The following is a 21,692-nucleotide window of genomic DNA, read 5'->3' as shown; positions in this document are numbered from 1 at the left end:
CTTTGCCCCGACATTCGCTGCGTTCCTACAGGCACGGCTGATGCAGCGCGATTGAAGCGGATCGTTGTGTGACCATGCCTCATCCACTACTCGATATCAGCAATCTCACCTTCGAGGTGGATCGCCATGCGATTCTCGACCGGCTTGATCTGGCGATCCAACCGGGTGAGATCCATGCGCTCCTCGGAGCCAACGGCTCTGGCAAAACGACTCTCGCCTATGTCCTCATGGGCTGCGAGGGCTATACGCCTGGTGCCGGAACCGTTCTGTTCGATGGCACAGACCTTCTCCCCCTCAAGATGCATGAACGGGCCAGGTTGGGCCTGACCCTCGCATGGCAGGAGCCGGCACGGTTTGAAGGTGTCACGGTTCGCGAGTACCTGAATCTGGGCAATCCGGACTGCGATCCTGAACCGGCGCTGAGACAAGTCGGCCTCGCTCCGGATCGCTACCTGAGTCGGCGAGTGGATAAGGCCTTGAGCGGAGGGGAACGCCATCGAATCGAATTGGCCTCAGTCTTGTCCATGAAGCCGAAGCTGGCCATCCTCGATGAGCCGTCGGCTGGGATCGACATGCTCTCGATCAATCACATTATCGACATCATCCGCGCCCTGAAAACAGCCGGAGGGTCGGTCCTCTTGATCACGCACCAGGAAGAGGTTGCGCTCATCGCCGACCGGGCCTCGCAGCTTTGCGCCGGGCGCATCATTTTCTCCGGCAGTCCGCACGAAGCCGTCGATCATTTCCGCGGGCGGACCTGCGTCCGTTGTGATGGACAGGTGTGTGACTATGTCCGACCTTGATGAGCTGAGACGGACCTTGCCGATGGTCGGAGCTGAACCGGCCATCCTCGACGATACGAGCATTGCGCATATCGTGGCGCACGGACATCGCATCCTCAGCCATCGGACCGTTCCAGGCCTCCTGGTGGATTTGGAGGAAACACCGGACGCCATTGTGGGAAAAGTGATCGTGGAAGCAGGCGCGCAGATCGCCCAGCCGATCCACATGTGTTTCGGCCTGGCTCACCCCACCGGAAAGCAGCAGATCAAGATCGACGTGCACATACTGGAAGGAGCGCAGGCGCGGGTGCTGTCCCACTGTCTCTTCCCCTTCGCGCAAGCGGCGGAACATCGGATGCAGGCAATCATGGAGATTGGACCTGGCGCATCGCTGACCTACACAGAAGGCCACTACCACGGCCCCCATGGCGGCATGCAGGTCATGCCCCACGCGACGATCAAGATCGGCAAAGGCGCCCGCTATTTTTCAGACTTCTCGTTGCTCTCCGGCTCCGTGGGGAACCTCGACATCGACTATCTTGTCGAAGTGGAGGAAGAGGGCATCGGCGAGCTCAGCGCAAAAATCTTTGCGCACAAGACCGACCATATCTCGCTCAAAGAAGCGGTGATGCTCCGGGGGGAGCGGTCACGCAGCCTCATCAAGACCCGTGTCGTGCTGGAGGGCCAGGCGCAAGCCGACATCACCGGCATCACCGAAGCCTATGCCAAAGGCGCCCGAGGCCATGTCGATTGCATGGAGATCGTTCAGGGCCAGGCCCAGGCCAGCGCGATTCCCATCGTGAGGGTCTTTCATCCTGAGGCGAAGGTCACGCACGAAGCGGCCATCGGCAGTGTGGATAAGAAAGAACTCGAAACCTTGATGGCGCGGGGCCTCAGCCCTGAACAGGCCGTCGAACTCATCGTGAGCGGGATACTGCGGTGAGTTCGAGCCACATCGAAACTTCAGAGAGAATGAGGTTGCAAGGAGGTACGATGATTACTTCGATTGCCTTCACTGTCTATCCGGTCTCCAACATGGAGCGGGCTCGAGCCTTCTATGAACATGTGCTTGGCTTGCACGTGAGCTATCACTATCAAGACGTTTGGGTGGAATACGACATCGGCGATTCGACCTTCGCCATCACGATGATGGAGATGGGCCATACTCCCGGAGCAAAGGGAGCCGTCGTAGCCTTTGAGGTATCAGACCTCGACGCCTTTGTGCACAAGATGAAGGAACGGGCTGTGGCCTTTGTCACGGAGGCGTTCGACACACCCGTCTGCCGGATGGCAGTGATCGAGGATCCGGACGGAAATCACATTACGATTCACAAGCGGCATGCGTAAGCGCCTGGTGAAGAACCAGCAAATCGCCTCGGTCTAGGTGAACTGCCTGAGCAGCACCGGTCGCCGGCTGGCGCCCCATCGTCCCGGCTGGGCTTCGAAGACTCCGGCACAAGGGGCCACGCAGAAACGGCATTTCCCTTCCACCGTCAGATTCCACTCGCTCAGTTCATACCAGTCACGTCTGATGAGTATCTGCCCACAGTCATGACAGTAGGTGCTCCCGCCTTCCCGGTCAGAGACGTTGCCGGTATAGGCATAGCGGACGCCATTCTTCATCGCGATATTGCGGGCCCTGGTCAGGGTGGCAGGCGGAGTGTGCGGGATCGCTCGCATCTTCCAATCCGGATGAAAGGCAGTGAAGTGGATCGGCACGTCCGGCCCGAGCTGCTCAACCACCCACTGCGTCAGGGCCTCGATTTCCTGCTCGGAATCGTTTTCTCCAGGGATGAGCAGAGTCGTGATCTCGAACCAGACCTTCGTCTGCTGTTTGAGATAGATGAGTGTCTCCAGCACCGGCTGGAGATGGGACCCGGTGACCTCGTGATAGAACCGCTCGGTGAAGGATTTGAGATCCACATTGGCGGCATCCATGTACCGGTAGAACTCGGCCCTGGGTTCCTCGCAGACATAGCCCGCCGTCACCGCGACGGACCTGATGCCTCGTTCTCGGCAGGCTTGCGCCACATCGATCGCGTATTCATGGAAAATGACCGGATCATTATAGGTGTAGGCCACGCTCCGGCAACCAAGTTCCGACGCAGCCCTGGCGATCGTCTCGGGCGAGGCTTCATCGGCCAAGGTATCCATTTCTCGGGACTTGCTCATATCCCAGTTCTGACAGAACTTGCAGGACAGATTACAGCCCGCCGTCCCGAATGACAGGACAGGCGTGCCGGGCAGAAAATGATTCAACGGCTTTTTCTCAATCGGATCCACACAGAATCCGCTGGATCGCCCGTAGGTGGTCAGGACGATCTGATCCTGGCGCCGTTCGCGCACGAAGCAGAGGCCCTGCTGCCCCTCTTGGAGCTTACAGAAGCGGGGGCAGAGGTCGCACTGAACGCGGCCATCCTCCAGCTTATGCCAGTACTTGGTTGGAAATTGGTTTGCCAAACTCATTGTGGCGCCAACGAAGTCTCAGCCATTGCAGGCAACCTATCGATCGACATCGCGGCATTAGGTGTTGGCAGCCATGTCTTTGGAAGAGGAGGAGAACAGCCACCCAGCACGACAGTTGCACTCAGAAGACAGGTGGCAATCGCGCAATGAATAATCCAATTGCTCGCCATGGGAGATTCTGCTTGTTATAGATTCAATGCTCGCTACTTTCCGCTCCTCTTGCAGGATAAATTGATGAAATCTCTCGATGCACAGACCGTTCCTTTGCAGATATTCTTCGCTGATGCCATGCTCGCGCGCCTCCAAAAACTGAGGACCTCATGAGAGTGGGCTATCTGCCTTTGATCCTCTTTCTGGTACTGCTCGTCCTCCTCCCGCTCGCGTTCGGGCAACTATTCACGACGGCCTTGGTGAAGCTTCGACTGGACCCTTCAACCGCGATCCTGCTGGTCATGGGCATCATCCTCGGCGGCGCAATCAATATTCCCCTGAAACACATTGTGAGGAAAGACGCGCTGGTCGAAGATCCACTGGCGATCCTGGGTTTGACCGGCCAGTGGCTGGTGTCTCGCTAAAACAAGACTGCGCATAGCCTTCCGGCTTCTTGTTATAAGAGCCCCCAGATGGTTTTCGATTGCTCGCCCGGCGGGTGGTAACCCTGAAGTTGGCCCAGCGCTGCGCACTGGTGTTCCCCGCTCCCCGGCCAAATCTTCAACTGTTCTCCGGATGGCGCCGTGATGGAATGGACATAATCCCATACGGCTCCATCGCTGAACACAACAAATGTCCATCCGTTGCTGGTCCGATACTGAACATCGCCGAGCAGGATATTGCCTGCAATCAATTCGACCGTGCTCGCGCCCTGCTCAATCCTGTGCAACTCCTGTAAGGCCGCCTCATGCACCTCTTCCTGTGTCATGCGTGTTCTCCTCCGCTGCCGCGAGACCTGCTTGCGCCTCAATATATCGCGAGCGTCCCGACTCCGTCGTGAAAGCCCACCGTCGTTCCGAAGGCCATGCACTTGGCCTGCATCGTTCTTTGCAAGAATGCGACCTCCTGGTCCTTCGCCAGCCGGACATACAAGTCTTCGATGCAGAGGGGGTGGAGAACGATACGCGCGATGCGGCCTTGATCGAGTTCCAGGATGAACAAGAAGGAAAGATCGTTGCGCTCGGCTGAATCGACCGCATAGTCATCGATGAAATCGCCGGACGAGTATAGGATTGCCTTGCCCTTGTAGAGTTCGATACCCTGCGTTGTGTGGTTGGAGTGCCCCCAGTAGAGATCGGCTCCGAGATCGATGATCTGATGAGCAAGCGCCCGCATGGCCGCAGAGGGAGGTCCCCAATTGGGCCCGACGTGCGCGCTGACCATCACGAGATCGGCCTGACGGTGGGCCTGTTTCAAGACCAACGCGAGTCTCGCCCGGTAGGGTTCGACTAACCCCTTTGCATCGTAAGCAATGTAGTGAATGCCGGGCTTCTTCTCTCCCGCTTCCCATTCCGGCTCGTTGTCCGTGAGGGAGACGACTCCGAGCCGGCCTTGCGGCAAGTCCACGACAGCCGGCGTGAGGGCCTCCGATAATGAGGCACCGGCGCCTGTTCGCTTGATGCCGGCTTGATCGAGCAGGGCAAGACATTCGAGCAGCGCATCAGTTCCATAATCCAAGACGTGATTATTGGCCAAGGTCGCGCAGTCAATCTTGGCGGCTCGAAGAAAGTCGATCGCGCGGGGATGGGCGCGAAAATGAAAGGCTTTTGAATCTGGCTTCCACTCACGCCCCTGGTCGCTGATCACACACTCCAGATTGATCAGCCGTCGGTCCGCCTTGAGCATCAGCGGCAACACATCGCTCCAGATCTTCTCCGGCCCGATCGACTGATTACGGATCACATACTGATCCACCAGCCGCCCCAGCATCACATCCCCGGTCAGTGCGATCTGCATAGCAAAGCTTCGATAGCCCGCACGTGTGAGACAGGTCCTGTCTGTCTGGTCTGTCTGGTGTGTTTGATAAACGAAACTAACCGGACGAACCAGACAGACCAGATGGACCGAATAGACCAAATGAACATGACTTGCTGGGAGACTTTTTCAGCATCCTGTTAACCCGCATTATTCACGAAGACTTCTGCTGCAACCGCCGACACGCCGCTACGACAGGCCTGACGGCGGGCGGGCTCGCCGCTCAGTCGGTCAACATACTGTTGGGGACTGGCTCCGTCGTCCGCAACGGTGCCTGTCCCGGTTCGGATGGGGACAGACACCACGCGCAGACGCGGGAAGGGTGTCAGCCCCCAGACTCCGCACGCCCGTCTCGCTTGGCGTCTCAGCGGTTTCGTCACGAACTCTCGTGAATAATGCCCACTGGGAATGCGGGAACCATCGATGGCACAGAGAAGCTTCATGCCGACGCCCTTTTCCATTGCAAAAGCGCCCCACGGACATTCTCCAAACAGGTGATGACTTCCTCATCTTCAACCTGGGGGAACTGCTCATAGAATTGTCCGATGCCGAAGAACCGCTCAGACGTATGCAAGACCACGACTTCATCGACGAGAGTCTTCAATTCCATCACAATTCGAGGTGGAGCCACCGGTACCGCGGCAACAACCCGAACTGTCTCTGACTTAATCAACGCACCGAGAGTGGCATAGAATGTCGCCCCTGTCGCAATACCATCGTCCACCAGGATGACGGTCTGCCCCTTCAAGGGAGGAAGGGGCCGCCCCCCACGGTACCGTTGAATTCTCCGGTGGACTTCGCTCTTCTGATACAACAGCTCCTCGTCCAATTGGGCCTTGCTCACGTCATACTCGCGGATCACATCCGAGTTCATGTGTACATAGCCGGTTTCGGCCAGGGCGCCCATCGCCAACTCGGGATTCGAAGGAGTCCCTAATTTGCGAGTGATCAACACATCCAGCGGAAGCCGCAAGGTACAGCTGACGTCATATCCCACTACTACCCCACCACGAGGCAAGGCGATGACGATCGTATCTTTTGCCTCTTTATAATGGAGAAGCTTCTGAGCCAGCCGTCGACCCGCATCATGCCGATCATGAAAGATTCTGAATTCACCATACGAATCCACCTTCGCCCTCCTTGTATTATTACGGGGCAACCCAATAGGGATACCAAGAAGGTCCCCAATAGGGTCCCCAGTATGCGCCCATGTAGGGATAGGGACGGAACCAGTACGCCGGCATCTTGGGAGGCCAAATTGTCAACGCTTCGATGTCGATCGTCGGGTAGACGTAGTCAATCTCATCCACCTGCAACGTCATGGTCCCAGTCACTTCCCCAACCACCGTCACTCGTGTTCCGATGGGGATCGTCGCCGGGTCAAGGAATTCTTTGTGAAAGGCAAGAAAGCGCCCATTTGAGTCCGTTAACCGTCCAAGTGGTTCGGAATCGCTACCCAGCGGCAATTGGAGAATTTCAATCCGGGTGCCCTTCTGTTTGAGCGGTTTTGCCGAAAGCACCGCCCCCCGACCACGATAAGCTTCCCTTTATAGGAAAGCGGCGAGGCCTTCACCTGCTGAAACGAAACATTCCAATCAACTTTCTCTTTGAGGTCGGGAGGAACGACGGAAATCCCGGCGCATCCCGCCAACAACAGACTCGCTCCGATAGCAACAAGACCCCTCACTGAGTCCTTCCAGGTATTAAGTAGTCTCCCTCTGCTTGAGCAAGACGGGTGCCGGAGTCATTCCCACATGGAGAAACGTAACCGGCTGAACCGTCAAAGAAAGTTGGATCGCGGGCGGCACACGAAACCGATTCGCAGGATCAGCTGAGGGAAATTTCCCCAGTGCGCAAATATTGCTGCGGCAAGGAGGGGCAATCGGGCAAATTCTGACGGAGCTGCCGCTAATTGGACTTTCCCTTCCACCAGAAGATCCAGAGGAGCACCGCAACCACCACAGCTGTAAGAACCAGTGCAAACACTTCAGTAGGCATCAATCCACCCGACGTGGCGATGAACTCCCTCTAACCAGGCCAGAGGCTCTACCTTCCTCGGTTCGTTCAGCCTCAAGGACAGCGAGTTCTTCGAGGAGTTCCCGCTGCCGCGGCGTGAGATTGGTCGGGGTACGGACTTCCGTGACCACAAACAAATCCCCCTTCCCCTTGCCCCCAAGACGTGGCATCCCCTTTCCACTGAGCCGCAGGGCCGTGCCGCTCTGCGTGCCGGCTGGCACAGTGACCCGCATGTTTTCTCCTGCCAGCCCTATCACTGGAACTTCAATGCCCAGCGCCGCCTCAGGGAACGTGATCTTCTTCACCATATAGAGATCGTCGCCATGCCGATCGAAGGTCGAATGGGGGAGCAAGTGAGGACGAATCAGCAGGTCTCCAGGGGGACCGCCATCGGCGTTCGGCTCTCCTTGGCTCGCGAGCCGGATCATCATCCCGTCGTCTACCCCGGAAGGAATCTGCACCTTGAGCCGATGGGTCACAAACTCATAGCCGTTTCCCTGGCACGTCGTGCAGGGAGTCTCGATGACTTGGCCGCGCCCCTGGCAGCTGGGACAGGTCGTCAGCGTAACAAGGCGCATGCCCTTGCTGGTCTTTGCATGCTGAATCTGCCCTGTTCCAGCACAGTCTGAACAGGGTTTCGGCTTCGTCCCCGGCTTTGCGCCAGTCCCTGCACAGGGCGCGCATTTCTCTGAGCGGGTGACCGGAATTTCCCGTTCGCCTCCCTTGGCTGCTTCTTCCAAGGTGAGATCCAGGTCATACCGCAAATCCACACCCCGGCTCGCACCGCTGCGGGCTTTCGTACGTTGCCCGAAGAAGTCGCCAAAGGTACTGGACAAATCACCGAACCGGCCGCCGAAGAAATCGCCGAAGTGAAAATCACGCATGAGGTCTTCAGCAGTCCAGCGTTCGCTGACCCCCGCATGACCTGTGGCATCGTATTCACGACGTTTCGCCTCATCCGACAAAACTGCATAGGCCTCTGCAATTTCTCTGAACTTGGCCGTGGTATCCGAATCCCTATTCCGATCAGGATGATATTTGAGCGCCAGCTGGCGATAGGCCTGCTTCAGCTGATCCCGAGTAGCAGACCGATCTACGCCCAGGATTTCGTAGTAATCACGCTTCGTTTCAGTGCCCGACACGTTTCCCATCCAATTCCTATCCGACAACTTCCGGGCGAAGGGCTAACAGACTGGATACACTCCCTTAGCCAACGACCGGCAGAAGGGTGTCATTCTATGCAGAGCTCGTTGAACCTCCCGGCCAATCAGGGGCTCAATGGAAGCCAATGATACCCCCTGCGCCGGATGGACCTCGATCATGACGAACTGGGGTGATGACACCGGTCGGCCAATCTGGCTCGTCAACCAGACAGTCACTTCACGGAGCCCCTTCACATTCCGGTGAATCTGCCCGGCCAACACGTGGGCGAGGACGTTGTAGATCTTCCCCACATGCGCCACAGGGTTTTTCCCGGCTGCTGCTTCCGCACTGGCCGGCCGACGAAGAGAGATCACTCCACAGACACGATTCCCTCTTCCCACTTCACCAGAATCGCCCGCTTCCGCTGATGTGCCGAGCAACGAAAGATACATCCCTTCGACTCCTGCTCCGCGACGATCCAGCGCATTGAGCGTGACCTCAGCTGACAGCTGCGGGCCCGCCTTCTGTTTCACGAAGGACTGCAAGGCCTTCAACACCTCGGCCTTGCGCGCAAAGTATTGCGACTCCGTCCGGATGGCTGAAGCCAGCAACGGCATTGCAACCGTGAGAGTGACCTGCCTCTTCGTCCGCACGCCAAGCACCTTGACATCCTGCCCTGTGGCCGGAAAGGCCTTCTTAAAGGAAGGACTATTCAGAAACTGTTCGACCTGAAACACGAGGCGCTCAGTCTGGGTGAAGGGCGCGTAGCCCACAGCGACGGAGGTGTCATTGGCCACCGGCCCTCCCCGCCGCTCACTGACAGATTGTAGTTCTGCGGAAGCCGGCTTTAATTCCACCTGACAAGTGAGGTGCTTAAGGGGATCCACATGCGGGAGATGCTGCCTGAACCATGTCGAGGCAACCCGCTCGGCAATCTCGTTGACGCGCACCAATTTCTTTTTCCACTCGAACGTCGCCCGATCCCCTATGACCAAACGCATCGGCGTAATGACATGGCCTCCCCCGGGCCGGCAGTCCACCTCACCCGCGACCAACAGCCCCTTATCAGCGTTAAAGTGGAGCACGCGACCGCACAACTTCAGATAGGCCTGCGCCAACTCGACCGCCACCTGTTCCATCACGGCATCGCAGATCGTGTCTGGATGTCCCAAGCCCTTCCGCTCAACGATTTCGAATGGCTGGTCGGCGAGGGGATCGCTCGTTGCCTCCAGAATCGTCGGCTTCGTCATGCAAGACCCCCCTCCGTCCCTTCGGCGTGAGCGCATCAACTTGTCATCTGAGCAAGGGCAGTACCATAAACGGAACCTGGCCCCTCTCCTGAGTTCATCGAAAAACCAGCAGCTTGGACCAGAATCTTCAGTCACGCCTACATAATCATGGGATATTTAGCTACAACGGTTCGACCAGGCCTGTAGTGAAACGCTACAGGAACCATCGAGAAGTCATGCCCCCGCTCCACTTCCCCCCGATGAAGCTGCGGCACCAGGCTTGCTCACCAAACTGGTCGTCATCACAGAGGCTCTGAATCTCTTATGAACTCCCCTGGTCGTCGGCCCACACCGCTATGGAGGGCGTGCATCCTGCTCATCCAATGTTTGACCTTCGGTCCCGGATGTGCCGGTGACTCTCCCGACCCCACTCGCCAGGCCGAGCGAGACAGGATGGTGAGCGAGCAGATCATTTCCCGTGGCATCAAGGACCAGGCCGTCCTCGCCGCGATGCGTCGCATTCCCCGCCATAGATTCGTTCCTTCCTTCTACTCAGCGTTAGCATACAACGACAGCCCTCTCCCGATCGGCCACGGCCAGACCATCTCGCAACCCTTTGTCGTCGCGCTCATGAGCGACGCGCTCGCATTGAAGGACGCAAAGAAGGTGCTTGAAATTGGAACCGGCTCAGGCTACCAGGCCGCAGTCCTGGCCGAGATTGTACCCCATGTCTTTACCATCGAAATCGTCGAGCCCCTGGCGACAGAGGCGGCAAAGACGCTGGCGGAACTTGGTTACCGCAACATCCACACGCGCGTCGGTGACGGCTATCAAGGCTGGCCGGAGGAAACCCCCTTCGACGCCATCATCGTGACCGCCTCGTCAGAGCATGTGCCGCAGCCGCTGCTCGATCAACTCGCAGTTGGAGGGCGCCTGATTCTTCCGGTCGGCAAAGCCTTCCAGGACGCCCAGGAGCTGGTCCTCTATCGCCGGACCACAGACGGCTATGAACGCACGAGGCTCTCACTGGTTCGCTTTGTTCCGCTGATCCGCAAAGACCAATCCACCAAACCGGATGAGCGATAACCAATGGCTTCGCCTCGCTCGGAACTTCCGCGCCGCATCGGAATCTTTACCGCCGGTTGTCTGTTGGTCAGCAATGTCGTCGGAAGCGGCATCTTCACGACGACCGGATTCATGGCGCGTGATCTCGGCAATCCCTGGCTGATCCTGGCAATCTGGTTCTTCGGAGCCCTGCTGGCCCTCGCCGGAGCGCTGTCGTACAGCGAGTTAGGAACGGCTCTACCGGTCGCGGGAGGAGAATATGGTTACCTGCGCCGCGCCTATGGCCCACTGGTCGGATTCCTCAGCGGATGGACGTCGTTCACCATCGGCTTCAGCGCTGCCATTGCGGCTGGAGCGATGAGCTTTGCAGCCTATCTACTTCAAATTGCTCCCTTTCACAGTGAAGACGGTTCCCTCTCCACGGGGATTGCCTTGACCCTGATCTGGGCCGTCACGGGGTTTCATCTCGCCGGTGTCTGGGCCGGTGGATTCCTCCAACGGCTGCTGACCATTCTGAACATCGGAGCCATTCTGATCCTGGTCGTGGGAGCGTTGATATTCGGGAAGGGAAACTGGACTCAGCTCTGGGTCTCTGCCCCTGACACCACTCCCGGCTTTGGAACGATGATGGTCTCGATGATTTTCGTCACCTACGCCTACTCGGGCTGGAATGCGGTCGCCTATGTGGCGGGGGAAATCGCCGATCCCGAACGCACCATTCCCCGGGCCATGATCGGCGGCACCCTCTTCGTGGGGTTGCTGTATCTAGTCGTGAACGGGATCTATCTCTATGCCCTGCCCGTCACTGAACTAGGACAACCACCGATCCTTCCCGTAGCCAACAAGGTAGCCACGGCCCTGCTGGGGCCAGGAGGCACCCTCTTGGTGACGGCCCTTCTCTGTCTCGCGATCGCCGGAGCTGTGAGCGCAATGGTATGGGCCGGACCCCGTGTGTACTATGCCATGGCGCAAGACGGCTTGATTCCCTCCCTCTTCGCGAAAACCCCCAGCAGGCAGCAGACGCCGACCAATGCCATCCTTCTGCAAAGCCTCTGGGCCTCAGTCCTGATTCTCTCTGGAACATTCGAACGGCTGGTGATCTACAGCGGCGTAGTTCTTGCCATCTTTAGCGCCCTTGCAGTGGGAGCATTACTGATTCTGCGTCGGCAAGAGCCGACTCTTCCCCGTCCCTATCGCACCCCTCTCTACCCATTTGTCCCGGCATTCTATCTTCTTGTGTCAACCGTGATCGTCGGAACCGCACTCTATGAGCGTCCAGTCGAAGGAGGCCTGGGCCTCGCAACCGTCTTAGCTGGAACGCCGCTCTACCTACTCTGGCGCAAGTTGCGCGGCGGCAACCCTTTGTGAGGCGAGGCTGAGGTCAAGGATGAGCGCTGAGCGGAGTCACAGAAAAGACTCCCGCTACCTGCTCAATTTCCCATTTGCATCAACGGCAGTCTTCGGGGCTGTCGCGCGAACCTTCCAGTAACGATCGTGGATCTTTTCAACAGCCTGCTAGTATGGTTTTCCTCCAGAACTAGGAATCTTCCTAGTAGCGATAAACAGGCGTTTGTCCTACCGTACAACGTCAACAGGATTACAGCACATTGATGGGAAGAACGATGTGCATCAGACAGGCCCTAGACTCTGTTGAATCGGCTATCCGTCTGGAACTGACTCAGGTCGACAGCTGCACGTTCGACGAACTCACTGAGCGGCTGCGCTACTATTCCTGGAACCAGGTGTTTACTGTGGTAGACCGGCTCAGCCGGCAAGGCATCGTCACTCTCCAGCGCTCGCAAGGTTCAGTCTACACCCTGTCGCTCACATCGCCTTGCTCAATTGAGGCATGCCATATGACACCGGCCTGAATCCCGAACGAGCAAGTGGGTGATCTGATGCTCCGTTGCGTCGTCTGATCGGCCAACCGTCCTGTCCCCTCACCTACAACCACTCTCGCTCAGCCTTCTTCTGTTGCTCCCCCCACAGGGAACTGAGCGGCAGATCCAGCAATGAATAGGCGCCCGGCTTCAACTGAGGCAACGCGCGGGCAGCCGCGAGCATCATGAGCGCCGTCATCAGCGATTCGTCGAACCGTGCTTCGAGCAGAAATTGTTGATGGCCCAGGCGCCCCGTCGCTCCGCGACGTTCAAGCAAGACCCCGCGCCCTTCTTGCTCTAGCGCGGCGATACTGTCGACTGGAAACACCAGGGTCTCGTCACCGAGAAACAGAGGATCGGCGCGGATCGCATCCCTGACTCGGTCGGTATCGGCCCCCTGTTCCAACTCCACATAGACATAGCGTTGTCGTCTGCCATCTATCGCATGTTGCTCGGTGCAGAGCGCTTCCTTGACTCCGGTAATCTCTCGAGCCATCGCCGTATGGTGGAGGCTCACGCCGACGCGATGTGAGGTCTCGGTGTAGCCCTCCGGAGCCAGGAGCGCGAAGAGGGACCGAAAGAGGGACAGCGCTCCGGGATCCCACCCGGCACCGACAATAGCCGCCGCCTCATGATGAAGGGCCCGCTTGTGAATGGCATCCTTATGGGTTTGATATGCCTCTCCGTGAAGCGTGACGCAGTCCACGATCGGAATTCCATGCTGAAGTGTCTGAAATGCAATCTCCATGACGGCGTTCGTCGGCACGCAGAGGACCGCTGCGTCAACATCCCTTGCCTGACCAATGTGGGTGGTCACTGGAATGGATCGAAGCGTCTCCGGCAGCTTTCCCCCTGCACTGGACAGTCGACGCACGATGGCCGCCAAACGAAGATCGTGACTCAGGGAGATGAGTTCCGCGCAGACCTGCCCCACCCTGCCGAACCCGACGATCGCAAGACGCAGTGGTTTCACAAGTGGCATTGTCTCCCTACGGATCCTTCCGATGAGCAATCGCAATGCCGGAGACCTACGAGTCTCATTCTTTCTGACTTTGCAGAGCAATCACGATGAGAGCGGATCATTCCAGAGAAGCATTCATCGGGGAAGCAGGACGACGGATTCTAATCTCCGGCATTCCGAGCGACCTTTCGCCACAGCGCGCTTACTGCATCTGTAGCAGATTTCCACAGACATCTATGGCGATCCTTCATTCGTCAGATCTAAAGTCCAGGATTTTTATAGCGGAAGGCCTATCAGCACGCGGGTGGCATGGCCCCGTTCTTGCTTTTGGAGTCAGCGTACTAGCGGGCTGGGAAAAACTCTTTCACCGTAACAGCGCTTCGATGGCCCGCATGTCCAAGATATTGCGTGGGATAGCTGTGAGAAAAGGCACTGAAGCTCATTGGTCAGGAGTTCAGCTCTAGACAGAAGGAAGGGCTCATACTATGAGATCGATGCGTTGGTTGGTTTTTGCCTTTGGACTCGTAATCCTGACGACCCCGTTCGCAACCGTTGCAGGAGAGACCATCCAGCGGACGGTTCGAGGCATAGTGATGGCCACAAATACTGCCGTCGATCCTAAGACGGTCGTCGTGAAAGTCATGCTTCCCAATAAGGAAGCGCTGATTGTGGGAGCCGATGTCCCTGCCGACACCAAGATTACGCGGGGCAAGAAAGCTGCCAGATTGGCCGACCTCACGGTGGGAGAAGCGGCCCAGATTACATACGTGAAATCGCCGGATGGTTTGATTGCACAATCCATTCACGTTCAATAACCAAGGAGATCCTATGTCGACCCGGTGGCACCTGTCCTATTTCGGTATCCTCCTTTGCCTGCTTGTTGTTGCAGTAGTGTCCGGCTGCTCGAGCCGCAAGGTCGTCACGTCGTCAGGGGACCAGAGGTATGTGCCGGGGGCAACCGCACAAGCCCAGACGCCTATGGCAGCGGCAAAGGCCTCTCCACCTGCAGCGCCGCCTGCGGTGAAGGAATCGCGGGTCACGGAGCAACCGGTTGCCCCTGCTCCTCTGTCACAGCCGCCGGTGCCTCAGACCGGGCCGAGCGCAGGTCTATCGGACATCTTTTTTGATTTTGACCGGTTTGCGATTCGCGATGATGCTCGATCCGGGCTCGAAGCCAACGCCGGTATTCTGAAGGCGCGGTCCGGCGAGAAGATCCTCATCGCAGGCCACTGTGACGAGCGGGGAACAAGCGCCTACAACTTGGTCCTGGGTGAACGGCGTGCACAGGCTGCCGCACGCTATCTGGAGGACCTCGGTGTTTCCTCATCACAAATGCAGATCACGAGTTACGGGAAAGAACGCCCCTTTTGTGAGGAACATAGTGAAGCCTGTTGGCAGTCGAATCGACGGGCTCACTTCACCAGATAGTCAACGAACACGTGAAAATGCCAGTCGGAGGAATGGTTATCGAGAGTCCCGGGAGTAAGGAGGACCCTGTGAAGAAACGTCGGACACTGCTCATATTCTGGCTCAGTTTGATCACTTTGGCCGGATGCGCCGGCGGAGGCGAAGTCATTCCGCTCCAGGTCCACCCCACCGTAACCGGATCTGAGGGGGCCGCAAAGCAAAGGGCCGCTGCGCGGGTAGCGATAGGCTCGTTCCAGGACGATCGGAGCCATAAGACCGGCCTTGGATTTCGGACACACCTCTGGGGAGGTGTCACCTATTTCGATGTCCCGGAAGGCAAGCCCGCCCACCTGGTCGCCCAGGCTCTGACCGAGTATCTGGCCGCGAAGGGCTGGCAGGTGACCAAGCGAGGGGCCGGCGAAAGCGAGACCGATATCGTCCTGACGGGGAAACTCCTCGATTTTTCAGTCCACGCCAAGAGCCGGGTCGGCTTCACTGAAGTCATGACGAAAACGAAGCTTGCATTACAAGCACAGAATGTCGCGGACGGGAGCACGACCCGTATGACCCTGAACGGGAGCGGAGACGATGAGGTCTTTTGGTTCGATCCGGAGGATGCCCAATGGCTGCTGAATGACGTCTTAACGGACAGTTTTGGCAAGCTGGTCCAGGATACGACCATTGAGAACAAGCAATTGCGGCTAAAAATACCCTGATACAACCGAACGCTTCTGTCAAAGGAGGTTTCCCATGAAAGTCCAAGATATTATAACCAGCGATGTACAATGTTGCGGCCCTGACACCAATCTGGCTGCCGCCGCCAAAATGATGTGGGACAGCGACTGCGGAGCCCTTCCCGTCCTGAATGTTGAGGGCCACGTGATGGGCATGATCACCGATCGAGACATCTGCATGGCTGCAGCTACCAAGAACAAGCCGGCGTCAGACATCACCGTCTGGGAAACGATCTCCGGAAAGGTCCATACGTGCCAGCTGTCCGATGATGTCCATACGGCTCTGGATATCATGAAACGGGAAAAAGTCAGACGTCTTCCTGTCGTGGATGAAGATGGAGTGCTCCAGGGTATCGTCGCCATGAATGATTTTGTGCTCCTCGCCGCAGATGCGAAGGGGGCGAAGGCGCCGGCCGTCTCCTACGAGGATGTCGTGCGGACAATGAAGGCGATCAGCATGCATCGGGCGCTGGTGGGAGTCTAGCAATACAGCGCTGAGGAAATGTCGGAAAATCATCGACGCATGTTAACAGTTGAGTCATCACTCTGCCGGCAACCGAGATCACAAACACAACAAAGGAGGCGTCCCATGTCCGTCGCCAAGATCATCGAGATTAGTTCAGAATCGCCGAAGAGTTTCGAAGATGCCATTCAGAATGGGATCACCCGGGCAGCCAAAACCGTCCACGGCATCAAGTCGGCTTGGGTAAAGGAGCAACATGTGGTGGTCGATAACGGCAAGGTCACCTTCTACCGCGTAGATTTGAAGGTCACCTTCGTGCTGGATTGACGAGACATGGTGATTGGCGAGCGAGACTGGCGGGAGGGGCGAGACAGGCGAGAGTTGGATGTCCGAAGTTCGTGGTGCCGGCATTGGATCAAGAGCGGAGCCCTCGCCTTTTCTCTGTTTCTTGTCGCCCATACGTACAGCACCGCATCAGGCTCACCGGACCGGACCTTGGAGTCTCCCACCGAGGTGGTCCGCTCGACGCTGAACGACGTCTTCCGCATTCTCGAAGACGAGACACTCAAAGATCCGGCCAAGCTCATCCCGCGCCGGCATATGCTGGAAGAGGTCATCGCTTCCCGCTTCGACTACGCTGAAATGTCGAAACGCGCGCTTGCGGCCCACTGGATTCCACTCACGACCAGTGAGCGCGCCGAGTTCGTCGAACTCTTCAAGAGCTTTCTTTCCGACCGCTATGCTGAAAAAATCGAAGGCTATTCAGGGCAGCAAGTATTCTATCTCTCTGAACGGATTGAGGGGAACTATGCAGAGGTGCGGACCGAGCTGCGGTCGAGCAAAATGGGCATCCCGATGGATTACCGTCTGCACGTGAAGGACGGAACCTGGCACGCGTACGACCTCGTCGTGGACGGGGTCAGCCTGGTGAAAAATTATCGCAGCCAGTTCGAGAAGATCATCTACAAGTCCTCATACCAGGAGTTAGTCCGCCGGCTGCACGAGCGCTCCGTTGGCGAAGACAAGAAGAAGGCATCTCTCCCGGCAGTGTTGCAGAGCCTGACAGCCTAACAGCTCTACCCCTCACTAACTCAGGTGTGTGCAGAGCCGGGACCAGGGAATGGCTTGATCCCAGCGCGTCCAGCCAACTCATGGAGTTTTTCGTGGACTGATTCGCTGTTATAGGACTGGACTTCGGAGAGCGCCAGGCAGTAATCCGTCAGCGCCTCCAACCAAACCTTTTGATTTTCGCAGGTCACAGGGCCATGTCGTGCTTCGTCGATCCGGAACGATGCCTCTTTGAGTTTGGCCGCTGCTTCCGCGAGATGTTTCGGCACTGACATAGTTCGCTCCTTTCTTGATATGGCACCCTCGCAGGTAAGACCGCTGACATCTCGTCGCCATACGCTCCCCGCAAGAATCAGTTGTGGCTTCTTCATGAGATGCCCCTCACCCACAGCACCCCGGATCCAACGTTCCTGCTGCAACATCTGCCTCTAGGTCTTCGATCGTCCGACGAGACAATACCGATGTGTCGTATTCCTGCATCACGTCATAGCCGGAACGGGCCTCCTTGTCTCGTTTTTTGATCAGCAGCCATTCTCGCGGACGGTCTTTCATGCGCACCAAGGTGAACCCGCCTTGCAACCGTTGCCCATGCAAACACAGATCTAATTTGCCCTCATGGAACATCATCATCGGCGATACTGGACCCCGGTTGGCTCGAAGCGGTTCGAACCAACCCGTATCCCACACCAACACAGGCCCTGCTCCATAATAGCCTTCTCCGATCACCCCCTCGAACTCCGCGTAGCCGAGATCGTGATCCTCCACTTCCACCGCAAGCCGTTTGACCGATGGGTCCATCGAGGGGCCTTTGGGGATGGCCCATGACTTGAGTGCGCCTCCGATTTCCAGTCGGAAGTCATAATGAAGGTGAGAGGCCTGATGCTTTTGGACCGTGAAGATCGGCCGCCTGGATGTCGGCATATTCATGATACAAGCATCAGACGTGCCATCCTTGCAGGCAGTAAGCAACCGTGAGCCCTTATCCGACAACGCGATGACTTCCTGCAGTTCTGAGGCCCCCTGCCCTGGAATGTGAGGCACTCAACGACTCGTGACTGGGTCAACCCATGCCCCGTTACGCCACAGTGGCTCGATGACCATTCTGGCCTCACGCGACAGTCCTGCCATTTGACCTCTCGCGAAGTGTTGTTATCTTATAACCGAGCGGAGGCTTCGGTGAGAGGAACATTCAAGGGAATCGAGGTCAAGTGCAGGGGTGGTGTGCAGGCCCACTGAAGGGTGGGAAGCCTAAAGCCCCTCCAAGATCTCCACTATAGAAAAAGAGCTCTCGACCCTGCCTCTGCTTCGATTTTTTTATTGCCTTCCTTGCTGATTCTCCCACTAACAAACTCTCTACTCATGGCGTGTGGTTTTTGTGGGACTGAGGGGTCGCAGTTCCCTCTGTGCGAGAAAGCGGCTGACTGAACGAGGGAATGAGAACAGTCTGTGTGAGGATTAATCACTACGAAAGGAGAATACATTCGCCGGATATTCAAAAAGCCGGCCCGCAAGGCCGCAGTGAATGAAGAAGGCTTAGGTCATAAGCATCGGTCACGTTCTTGATTGCTCAACTGTAGCCTCAGCCTTAACCTTCCAATAACGCTGGCGGGATTTTTCAGCCTCCCGCAAAAAAACGGCCCACCCTTGTGTGGAACACCGAGACTGCCATCCAACCGGAGTGGGATCCAGCAATCCTTCAGTCGCTCAAGGCTGATTGCTCCGCGCCTCCATCTTCATCCGGGCTCGCATCTACGGCCGTGCCTAGTGGCACCGACGATTGATAACGCGTCCCTCGAATCACCACCCCGCCACCGAAGCAGAAGCGGTGCCCTTTGCACGTTGGCTGCACAAGGGCGGGTCAAACTTAAACTAGGCTGCCGACCTACCACCATGGCTCCCGCCACCTCCTTCGATTCTTATGTAATCACTCTCTCCTCGGAATCAACAAGTAGATAACCGCCACCCTCTGTGGACAATTGCCCCACAGCTGTCATTACGGGACAGTCAACCCTTTCAGAAGAAGACTCTCCGTTGAAATACGAGATCATGCGTCTACGTGAATTCCGGGGCGCTATGAACGGAGGGCGACAATGCTTCCACTGCCTCGTGGGGAGCGATGATTAGTTCAGGCTGGGTCCCCTTTGGCTCTTAAACAGCTTCTCAGCTTCATCTCGCGCGACGTTCTTCTTGCGATGCGCGAGAATGACGGGATCGATCCGTTCGCCGCAACCTATACAACGCCAATTCACCGAACCCAGTTCGAATACCGGCTCGGGCACCATGAAGCCGCCGCAGCGATGGCAGCATTCATCATATCGCTGCTGCTGAGCGACGGACATCTTTGAGACCTTGACCATAAACATCCTCCTCCTAGCTGAAATATTGGGTGCTGCATATGAGCCACAATTCTTGAAAAGGATTCATCCTTGACCTACCGCACCCCTTCACCCCTCACGGTTCACCTCTTCAACATTGTACGCTTGAGCAACGGGCGGAGCGCATGAAGCGACCTGGAGTTCAAGATGTTGCTCCTTTCCAGCCACCCACGGCGAGCCTGTCCGACACCATAGCGCAGATTTTCGAAGTCCAGGACGCTGTGGGCGTCGGAATTGATACTCACCAGAGCTCCCTCGTCTTTCGCCATTTGGCAATCCCTGTCAGTCAGGTCAAGGCGGACCGGATGGGCGTTCACTTCCAACGCACAACCGCGCTCGCGCGCATGACGGATCAGACGATGCATGTCCACCTCATAGGGCTCCCGTTCACCGATGAGCCGACCGCTGGGGTGGGCCAGGATAGTGAAATGCGGGTGATCCATGGCGCGCATGATCCGCTCGGTCTGTTTCTCCCTGGATAGTCTGAAGTGGCTATGGACAGCCCCCACCACAAGGTCCAGCCTGCCAAGGTCTTCATTTGGAAGGTCCAGGCTGCCGTCTTCCAGTATGTCCACCTCGATCCCCTTCAGAATCGTCAAGCCTGACGAAGCCTCGTTCATACGATCGATCGCTTCCAGTTGTTCGAACAGCCGCCTCGGGTCGAGACCATGGGCCATCGTCAAACGCCGGGAGTGGTCGGTGATCGCCAGGTATTCGAATCCACGCCCGCGCGCTGCTATCACCATCTCCTCGAGACTGCTCAAGCCATCCGTCGCTTTGGTGTGGGTGTGCAGATCGTCTTTCAAATCAGCGAGCTCCACCAGCCTCGGCAGGCGTCCAGATTGCGCCGCTTCGAGCTCGCCACGATTCTCCCGCAGTTCAGGAGGAATCCACGGGAGCCCCAGCGCCGCATAGATAGTTTCCTCCGTTGCTCCTGCTACAGACTCTCCTCCTTTGAACAGGCCATACTCATTCAGCTTAAGCCCCCGCTGCTGCGCCAACTGACGAAGCAGCACGCTATGCTCTTTGCTCCCCGTGAAATATTGGAGCGCAGCCCCGTAACTCGCTTCCGGGACTACGCGCAGATCAACTTGCAGTCCGCAGGTCAGACGGACACTCGCCTTGGTCGTACCGTAAACCAGAACCTCTTGTACTTCCGGATAGGATACGAAACGATCGATCACCGGCCGTCCAGAGCGGGCCGTAACCAGCAGATCGAGGTCTCCGATCGTCTCTTTGGCTCGTCGATAGCTCCCTGCCGCAACAACCTGCTTCGCTCCAGCTGAGGTCTTCAGGTACGAAATAAACGCCTCGGCATATTGGGCCGCAATCGCCAACTGGAAACGCTTCGCCTCAGCTGTCCTGGCTTGTAACTCCTCAAGGATATGCTGCTCGGTCTTCGCTCCGAACCCTTGCAGGGTCCTGACACGCCCTCCCTGCGCCGCATTCCGCAAATCCTCCAATGTGCGAACGCCGAGTTTGTGATAAAGCGTCTGCACCCGCTTCGGCCCAAGGCCGGGAATTTTAAGCAGAGTTGTGAGCGTAGCCGGCACGTTTTTGCGATGCTCTTCGAGCACGGAGGCTCTGCCGGTCTCGACGATCTCCTTGATCTTGGACGCCAAGTCCTCACCGATGCCGGGCAGTGTCGTGACGTCCTCCCCCTCCGCAATCATGGCGGCAATGTCCCGGTCAAGATCCCGCAATGTCCTCGCGGCATTGCGATAGGCACGAACACGGAACCGATTGGCGCCTTCAATCTCAAGCAGGTCCGCGATTTCATCGAAGATTGCTGCAATATCTGCGTTGTGCACCGGCATCATCTACTCCACCCTTACAATAATGCACTAGTGACACGTACCCCTTGTCGGTCTGGCAAGCAATGAATAGGCCCAGGAAAAAAGAGACGAAATGTTGAAGCCCCCTGTTGTTGCGGATTACCTCGACCGACTTACAGCGATTTGCATCCATCAGGCCCTTCCCATGAAGAATGGATCCTTCCTCCACTGAGGTATTTGGCAACAGCCCCCGGGCTGGTCTCTGGCCCGAAATTCCTCAACTGATCGGATCGAACAGGCCCCTCTTCCCTACTCTTGCCCTGTAACTCCCTCTGCTGCCGCACATTTCACTCTATTTCCACC

The 21,692-nt window shown here is 57.3% G+C and carries 26 protein-coding genes; 13 read left to right on the top strand and 13 right to left on the bottom strand.

Annotation, left to right across the window (positions count from 1 at the left end; genetic code table 11):
* Positions 1–74 precede the first annotated feature (74 nt).
* From HZB34_00160 to HZB34_00150, 3 genes are read left to right on the top strand one after another with little or no spacing between them, the layout of a single operon-like run.
* Positions 75–803 carry an ABC transporter ATP-binding protein gene (locus tag HZB34_00160; protein MBI5314365.1) on the top strand — a complete coding sequence of 243 codons (729 nt, stop codon included), beginning with the start codon at positions 75–77 and terminating at the stop codon, positions 801–803.
* Positions 790–1,725 carry a SufD family Fe-S cluster assembly protein gene (locus tag HZB34_00155; protein MBI5314364.1) on the top strand — a complete coding sequence of 312 codons (936 nt, stop codon included), beginning with the start codon at positions 790–792 and terminating at the stop codon, positions 1,723–1,725. Before HZB34_00160 ends, HZB34_00155 begins: the two co-directional genes overlap by 14 nt.
* 50 nt (positions 1,726–1,775) lie before the next feature.
* Positions 1,776–2,129, top strand: coding sequence for a VOC family protein (locus HZB34_00150; protein ID MBI5314363.1), 354 nt, complete (start codon positions 1,776–1,778; stop codon positions 2,127–2,129).
* A 33-nt stretch (positions 2,130–2,162) separates the two neighbouring features.
* On the opposite strand, the gene amrS is transcribed toward HZB34_00150, so the two are convergent.
* Positions 2,163–3,248 (bottom strand): AmmeMemoRadiSam system radical SAM enzyme, encoded by a 1,086-nt coding sequence (gene amrS, locus HZB34_00145; protein ID MBI5314362.1) that lies wholly within the window; start codon positions 3,246–3,248, stop codon positions 2,163–2,165.
* Positions 3,249–3,568: 320 nt separating this feature from the next.
* On the opposite strand from amrS, the gene HZB34_00140 reads away from it, so the two are divergent.
* Positions 3,569–3,823, top strand: coding sequence for a hypothetical protein (locus tag HZB34_00140; GenBank protein ID MBI5314361.1), 255 nt, complete (start codon positions 3,569–3,571; stop codon positions 3,821–3,823).
* 32 nt (positions 3,824–3,855) lie between these two features.
* Here HZB34_00140 and HZB34_00135 read toward each other — a convergent pair whose 3' ends face one another.
* The 7 genes from HZB34_00135 to HZB34_00105 all read right to left on the bottom strand — a co-directional run bounded on the left by HZB34_00135 (position 3,856) and on the right by HZB34_00105 (position 9,622).
* On the bottom strand, positions 3,856–4,167 hold the full coding sequence (locus HZB34_00135; GenBank protein MBI5314360.1) for a hypothetical protein: 312 nt from the start codon (positions 4,165–4,167) through the stop codon (positions 3,856–3,858).
* Between the two features lie 38 nt (positions 4,168–4,205).
* Positions 4,206–5,195, bottom strand: coding sequence for a CapA family protein (locus HZB34_00130; GenBank protein MBI5314359.1), 990 nt, complete (start codon positions 5,193–5,195; stop codon positions 4,206–4,208).
* 158 nt (positions 5,196–5,353) lie between these two features.
* Positions 5,354–5,656 (bottom strand): hypothetical protein, encoded by a 303-nt coding sequence (locus HZB34_00125; protein MBI5314358.1) that lies wholly within the window; start codon positions 5,654–5,656, stop codon positions 5,354–5,356.
* Positions 5,653–6,318: a phosphoribosyltransferase gene (locus HZB34_00120; protein MBI5314357.1), complete on the bottom strand. Its 666-nt coding sequence runs from the start codon at positions 6,316–6,318 to the stop codon at positions 5,653–5,655. Before HZB34_00120 ends, HZB34_00125 begins: the two co-directional genes overlap by 4 nt.
* A 43-nt stretch (positions 6,319–6,361) precedes the next feature.
* On the bottom strand, positions 6,362–6,733 hold the full coding sequence (locus HZB34_00115) for a Slp family lipoprotein (protein ID MBI5314356.1): 372 nt from the start codon (positions 6,731–6,733) through the stop codon (positions 6,362–6,364).
* A 477-nt stretch (positions 6,734–7,210) separates the two neighbouring features.
* Positions 7,211–8,380: a molecular chaperone DnaJ gene (dnaJ, locus tag HZB34_00110; protein ID MBI5314355.1), complete on the bottom strand. Its 1,170-nt coding sequence runs from the start codon at positions 8,378–8,380 to the stop codon at positions 7,211–7,213.
* A gap of 33 nt (positions 8,381–8,413) precedes the next feature.
* Entirely contained in the window at positions 8,414–9,622 is a 1,209-nt protein-coding gene (locus tag HZB34_00105) for a methionine adenosyltransferase (GenBank protein MBI5314354.1), read from the bottom strand.
* Between the two features lie 303 nt (positions 9,623–9,925).
* Between HZB34_00105 and HZB34_00100 the strand changes: the two genes are divergently transcribed.
* The 3 genes from HZB34_00100 (at position 9,926) to HZB34_00090 (ending at position 12,537) form a co-directional block, all read left to right on the top strand.
* A complete protein-coding gene (locus HZB34_00100; GenBank protein MBI5314353.1) occupies positions 9,926–10,687 on the top strand; it encodes a protein-L-isoaspartate(D-aspartate) O-methyltransferase in 762 nt (253 codons plus the stop codon).
* A 3-nt stretch (positions 10,688–10,690) separates the two neighbouring features.
* Positions 10,691–12,034, top strand: coding sequence for an amino acid permease (locus HZB34_00095; protein MBI5314352.1), 1,344 nt, complete (start codon positions 10,691–10,693; stop codon positions 12,032–12,034).
* A gap of 242 nt (positions 12,035–12,276) precedes the next feature.
* Positions 12,277–12,537: a hypothetical protein gene (locus tag HZB34_00090; protein ID MBI5314351.1), complete on the top strand. Its 261-nt coding sequence runs from the start codon at positions 12,277–12,279 to the stop codon at positions 12,535–12,537.
* Between the two features lie 73 nt (positions 12,538–12,610).
* On the opposite strand, the gene HZB34_00085 is transcribed toward HZB34_00090, so the two are convergent.
* Complete coding sequence (locus HZB34_00085; GenBank protein ID MBI5314350.1) at positions 12,611–13,528, bottom strand: diaminopimelate dehydrogenase; 918 nt, start codon at positions 13,526–13,528, stop codon at positions 12,611–12,613.
* 464 nt (positions 13,529–13,992) lie between these two features.
* Between HZB34_00085 and HZB34_00080 the strand changes: the two genes are divergently transcribed.
* The 6 genes from HZB34_00080 to HZB34_00055 all read left to right on the top strand — a co-directional run bounded on the left by HZB34_00080 (position 13,993) and on the right by HZB34_00055 (position 17,182).
* A complete protein-coding gene (locus HZB34_00080) occupies positions 13,993–14,322 on the top strand; it encodes a hypothetical protein (protein MBI5314349.1) in 330 nt (109 codons plus the stop codon).
* A 13-nt stretch (positions 14,323–14,335) separates the two neighbouring features.
* On the top strand, positions 14,336–14,935 hold the full coding sequence (locus HZB34_00075) for an OmpA family protein (protein ID MBI5314348.1): 600 nt from the start codon (positions 14,336–14,338) through the stop codon (positions 14,933–14,935).
* Positions 14,936–15,003: 68 nt separating this feature from the next.
* Positions 15,004–15,630, top strand: coding sequence for a hypothetical protein (locus HZB34_00070; protein ID MBI5314347.1), 627 nt, complete (start codon positions 15,004–15,006; stop codon positions 15,628–15,630).
* Positions 15,631–15,664: 34 nt separating this feature from the next.
* Positions 15,665–16,132, top strand: a complete 468-nt coding sequence (locus HZB34_00065; protein ID MBI5314346.1) for a CBS domain-containing protein — start codon at positions 15,665–15,667, stop codon at positions 16,130–16,132.
* Positions 16,133–16,237: 105 nt separating this feature from the next.
* On the top strand, positions 16,238–16,438 hold the full coding sequence (locus tag HZB34_00060) for a dodecin domain-containing protein (GenBank protein MBI5314345.1): 201 nt from the start codon (positions 16,238–16,240) through the stop codon (positions 16,436–16,438).
* 6 nt (positions 16,439–16,444) lie between these two features.
* A complete protein-coding gene (locus HZB34_00055) occupies positions 16,445–17,182 on the top strand; it encodes an ABC transporter substrate-binding protein (GenBank protein ID MBI5314344.1) in 738 nt (245 codons plus the stop codon).
* Between the two features lie 20 nt (positions 17,183–17,202).
* Here the strand turns inward: HZB34_00055 and HZB34_00050 are convergent, their stop codons facing one another.
* The 4 genes from HZB34_00050 to polX all read right to left on the bottom strand — a co-directional run bounded on the left by HZB34_00050 (position 17,203) and on the right by polX (position 21,371).
* Complete coding sequence (locus HZB34_00050; protein ID MBI5314343.1) at positions 17,203–17,454, bottom strand: hypothetical protein; 252 nt, start codon at positions 17,452–17,454, stop codon at positions 17,203–17,205.
* Positions 17,455–17,560: 106 nt separating this feature from the next.
* Positions 17,561–18,220, bottom strand: a complete 660-nt coding sequence (locus HZB34_00045; protein MBI5314342.1) for a DNA ligase — start codon at positions 18,218–18,220, stop codon at positions 17,561–17,563.
* Positions 18,221–19,299: 1,079 nt separating this feature from the next.
* Positions 19,300–19,536: a hypothetical protein gene (locus tag HZB34_00040; protein ID MBI5314341.1), complete on the bottom strand. Its 237-nt coding sequence runs from the start codon at positions 19,534–19,536 to the stop codon at positions 19,300–19,302.
* A gap of 101 nt (positions 19,537–19,637) precedes the next feature.
* Complete coding sequence (gene polX / locus HZB34_00035; GenBank protein MBI5314340.1) at positions 19,638–21,371, bottom strand: DNA polymerase/3'-5' exonuclease PolX; 1,734 nt, start codon at positions 21,369–21,371, stop codon at positions 19,638–19,640.
* Between the last annotated feature and the right edge of the window lie 321 nt (positions 21,372–21,692).

The sequence above is a fragment of the Nitrospirota bacterium genome, assembly GCA_016219645.1.
In the GTDB taxonomy this organism is placed as follows: domain Bacteria; phylum Nitrospirota; class Nitrospiria; order Nitrospirales; family Nitrospiraceae; genus Palsa-1315.
The sequence above is the reverse complement of the archived record's forward strand: the minus strand, read 5'-3'. Positions and strand labels throughout refer to the sequence as shown.

Bases quoted from the DNA above. Each gene is read 5' to 3' on its own strand.
- HZB34_00160 (MBI5314365.1), top strand. From the start codon at position 75: ATGCCTCATCCACTACTCGATATCAGCAATCTCACCTTCGAGGTGGAT.
- HZB34_00155 (MBI5314364.1), top strand. From the start codon at position 790: ATGTCCGACCTTGATGAGCTGAGACGGACCTTGCCGATGGTCGGAGCT.
- HZB34_00150 (MBI5314363.1), top strand. From the start codon at position 1,776: ATGATTACTTCGATTGCCTTCACTGTCTATCCGGTCTCCAACATGGAG.
- amrS (MBI5314362.1), bottom strand. From the start codon at position 3,248: ATGAGTTTGGCAAACCAATTTCCAACCAAGTACTGGCATAAGCTGGAG.
- HZB34_00140 (MBI5314361.1), top strand. From the start codon at position 3,569: ATGAGAGTGGGCTATCTGCCTTTGATCCTCTTTCTGGTACTGCTCGTC.
- HZB34_00135 (MBI5314360.1), bottom strand. From the start codon at position 4,167: ATGACACAGGAAGAGGTGCATGAGGCGGCCTTACAGGAGTTGCACAGG.
- HZB34_00130 (MBI5314359.1), bottom strand. From the start codon at position 5,195: ATGCAGATCGCACTGACCGGGGATGTGATGCTGGGGCGGCTGGTGGAT.
- HZB34_00125 (MBI5314358.1), bottom strand. From the start codon at position 5,656: ATGAAGCTTCTCTGTGCCATCGATGGTTCCCGCATTCCCAGTGGGCAT.
- dnaJ (MBI5314355.1), bottom strand. From the start codon at position 8,380: ATGGGAAACGTGTCGGGCACTGAAACGAAGCGTGATTACTACGAAATC.
- HZB34_00105 (MBI5314354.1), bottom strand. From the start codon at position 9,622: ATGACGAAGCCGACGATTCTGGAGGCAACGAGCGATCCCCTCGCCGAC.
- HZB34_00100 (MBI5314353.1), top strand. From the start codon at position 9,926: ATGAACTCCCCTGGTCGTCGGCCCACACCGCTATGGAGGGCGTGCATC.
- HZB34_00095 (MBI5314352.1), top strand. From the start codon at position 10,691: ATGGCTTCGCCTCGCTCGGAACTTCCGCGCCGCATCGGAATCTTTACC.
- HZB34_00090 (MBI5314351.1), top strand. From the start codon at position 12,277: ATGGGAAGAACGATGTGCATCAGACAGGCCCTAGACTCTGTTGAATCG.
- HZB34_00085 (MBI5314350.1), bottom strand. From the start codon at position 13,528: ATGCCACTTGTGAAACCACTGCGTCTTGCGATCGTCGGGTTCGGCAGG.
- HZB34_00080 (MBI5314349.1), top strand. From the start codon at position 13,993: ATGAGATCGATGCGTTGGTTGGTTTTTGCCTTTGGACTCGTAATCCTG.
- HZB34_00075 (MBI5314348.1), top strand. From the start codon at position 14,336: ATGTCGACCCGGTGGCACCTGTCCTATTTCGGTATCCTCCTTTGCCTG.
- HZB34_00065 (MBI5314346.1), top strand. From the start codon at position 15,665: ATGAAAGTCCAAGATATTATAACCAGCGATGTACAATGTTGCGGCCCT.
- HZB34_00060 (MBI5314345.1), top strand. From the start codon at position 16,238: ATGTCCGTCGCCAAGATCATCGAGATTAGTTCAGAATCGCCGAAGAGT.
- HZB34_00055 (MBI5314344.1), top strand. From the start codon at position 16,445: ATGGTGATTGGCGAGCGAGACTGGCGGGAGGGGCGAGACAGGCGAGAG.
- HZB34_00050 (MBI5314343.1), bottom strand. From the start codon at position 17,454: ATGTCAGTGCCGAAACATCTCGCGGAAGCAGCGGCCAAACTCAAAGAG.
- HZB34_00040 (MBI5314341.1), bottom strand. From the start codon at position 19,536: ATGGTCAAGGTCTCAAAGATGTCCGTCGCTCAGCAGCAGCGATATGAT.
- polX (MBI5314340.1), bottom strand. From the start codon at position 21,371: ATGCCGGTGCACAACGCAGATATTGCAGCAATCTTCGATGAAATCGCG.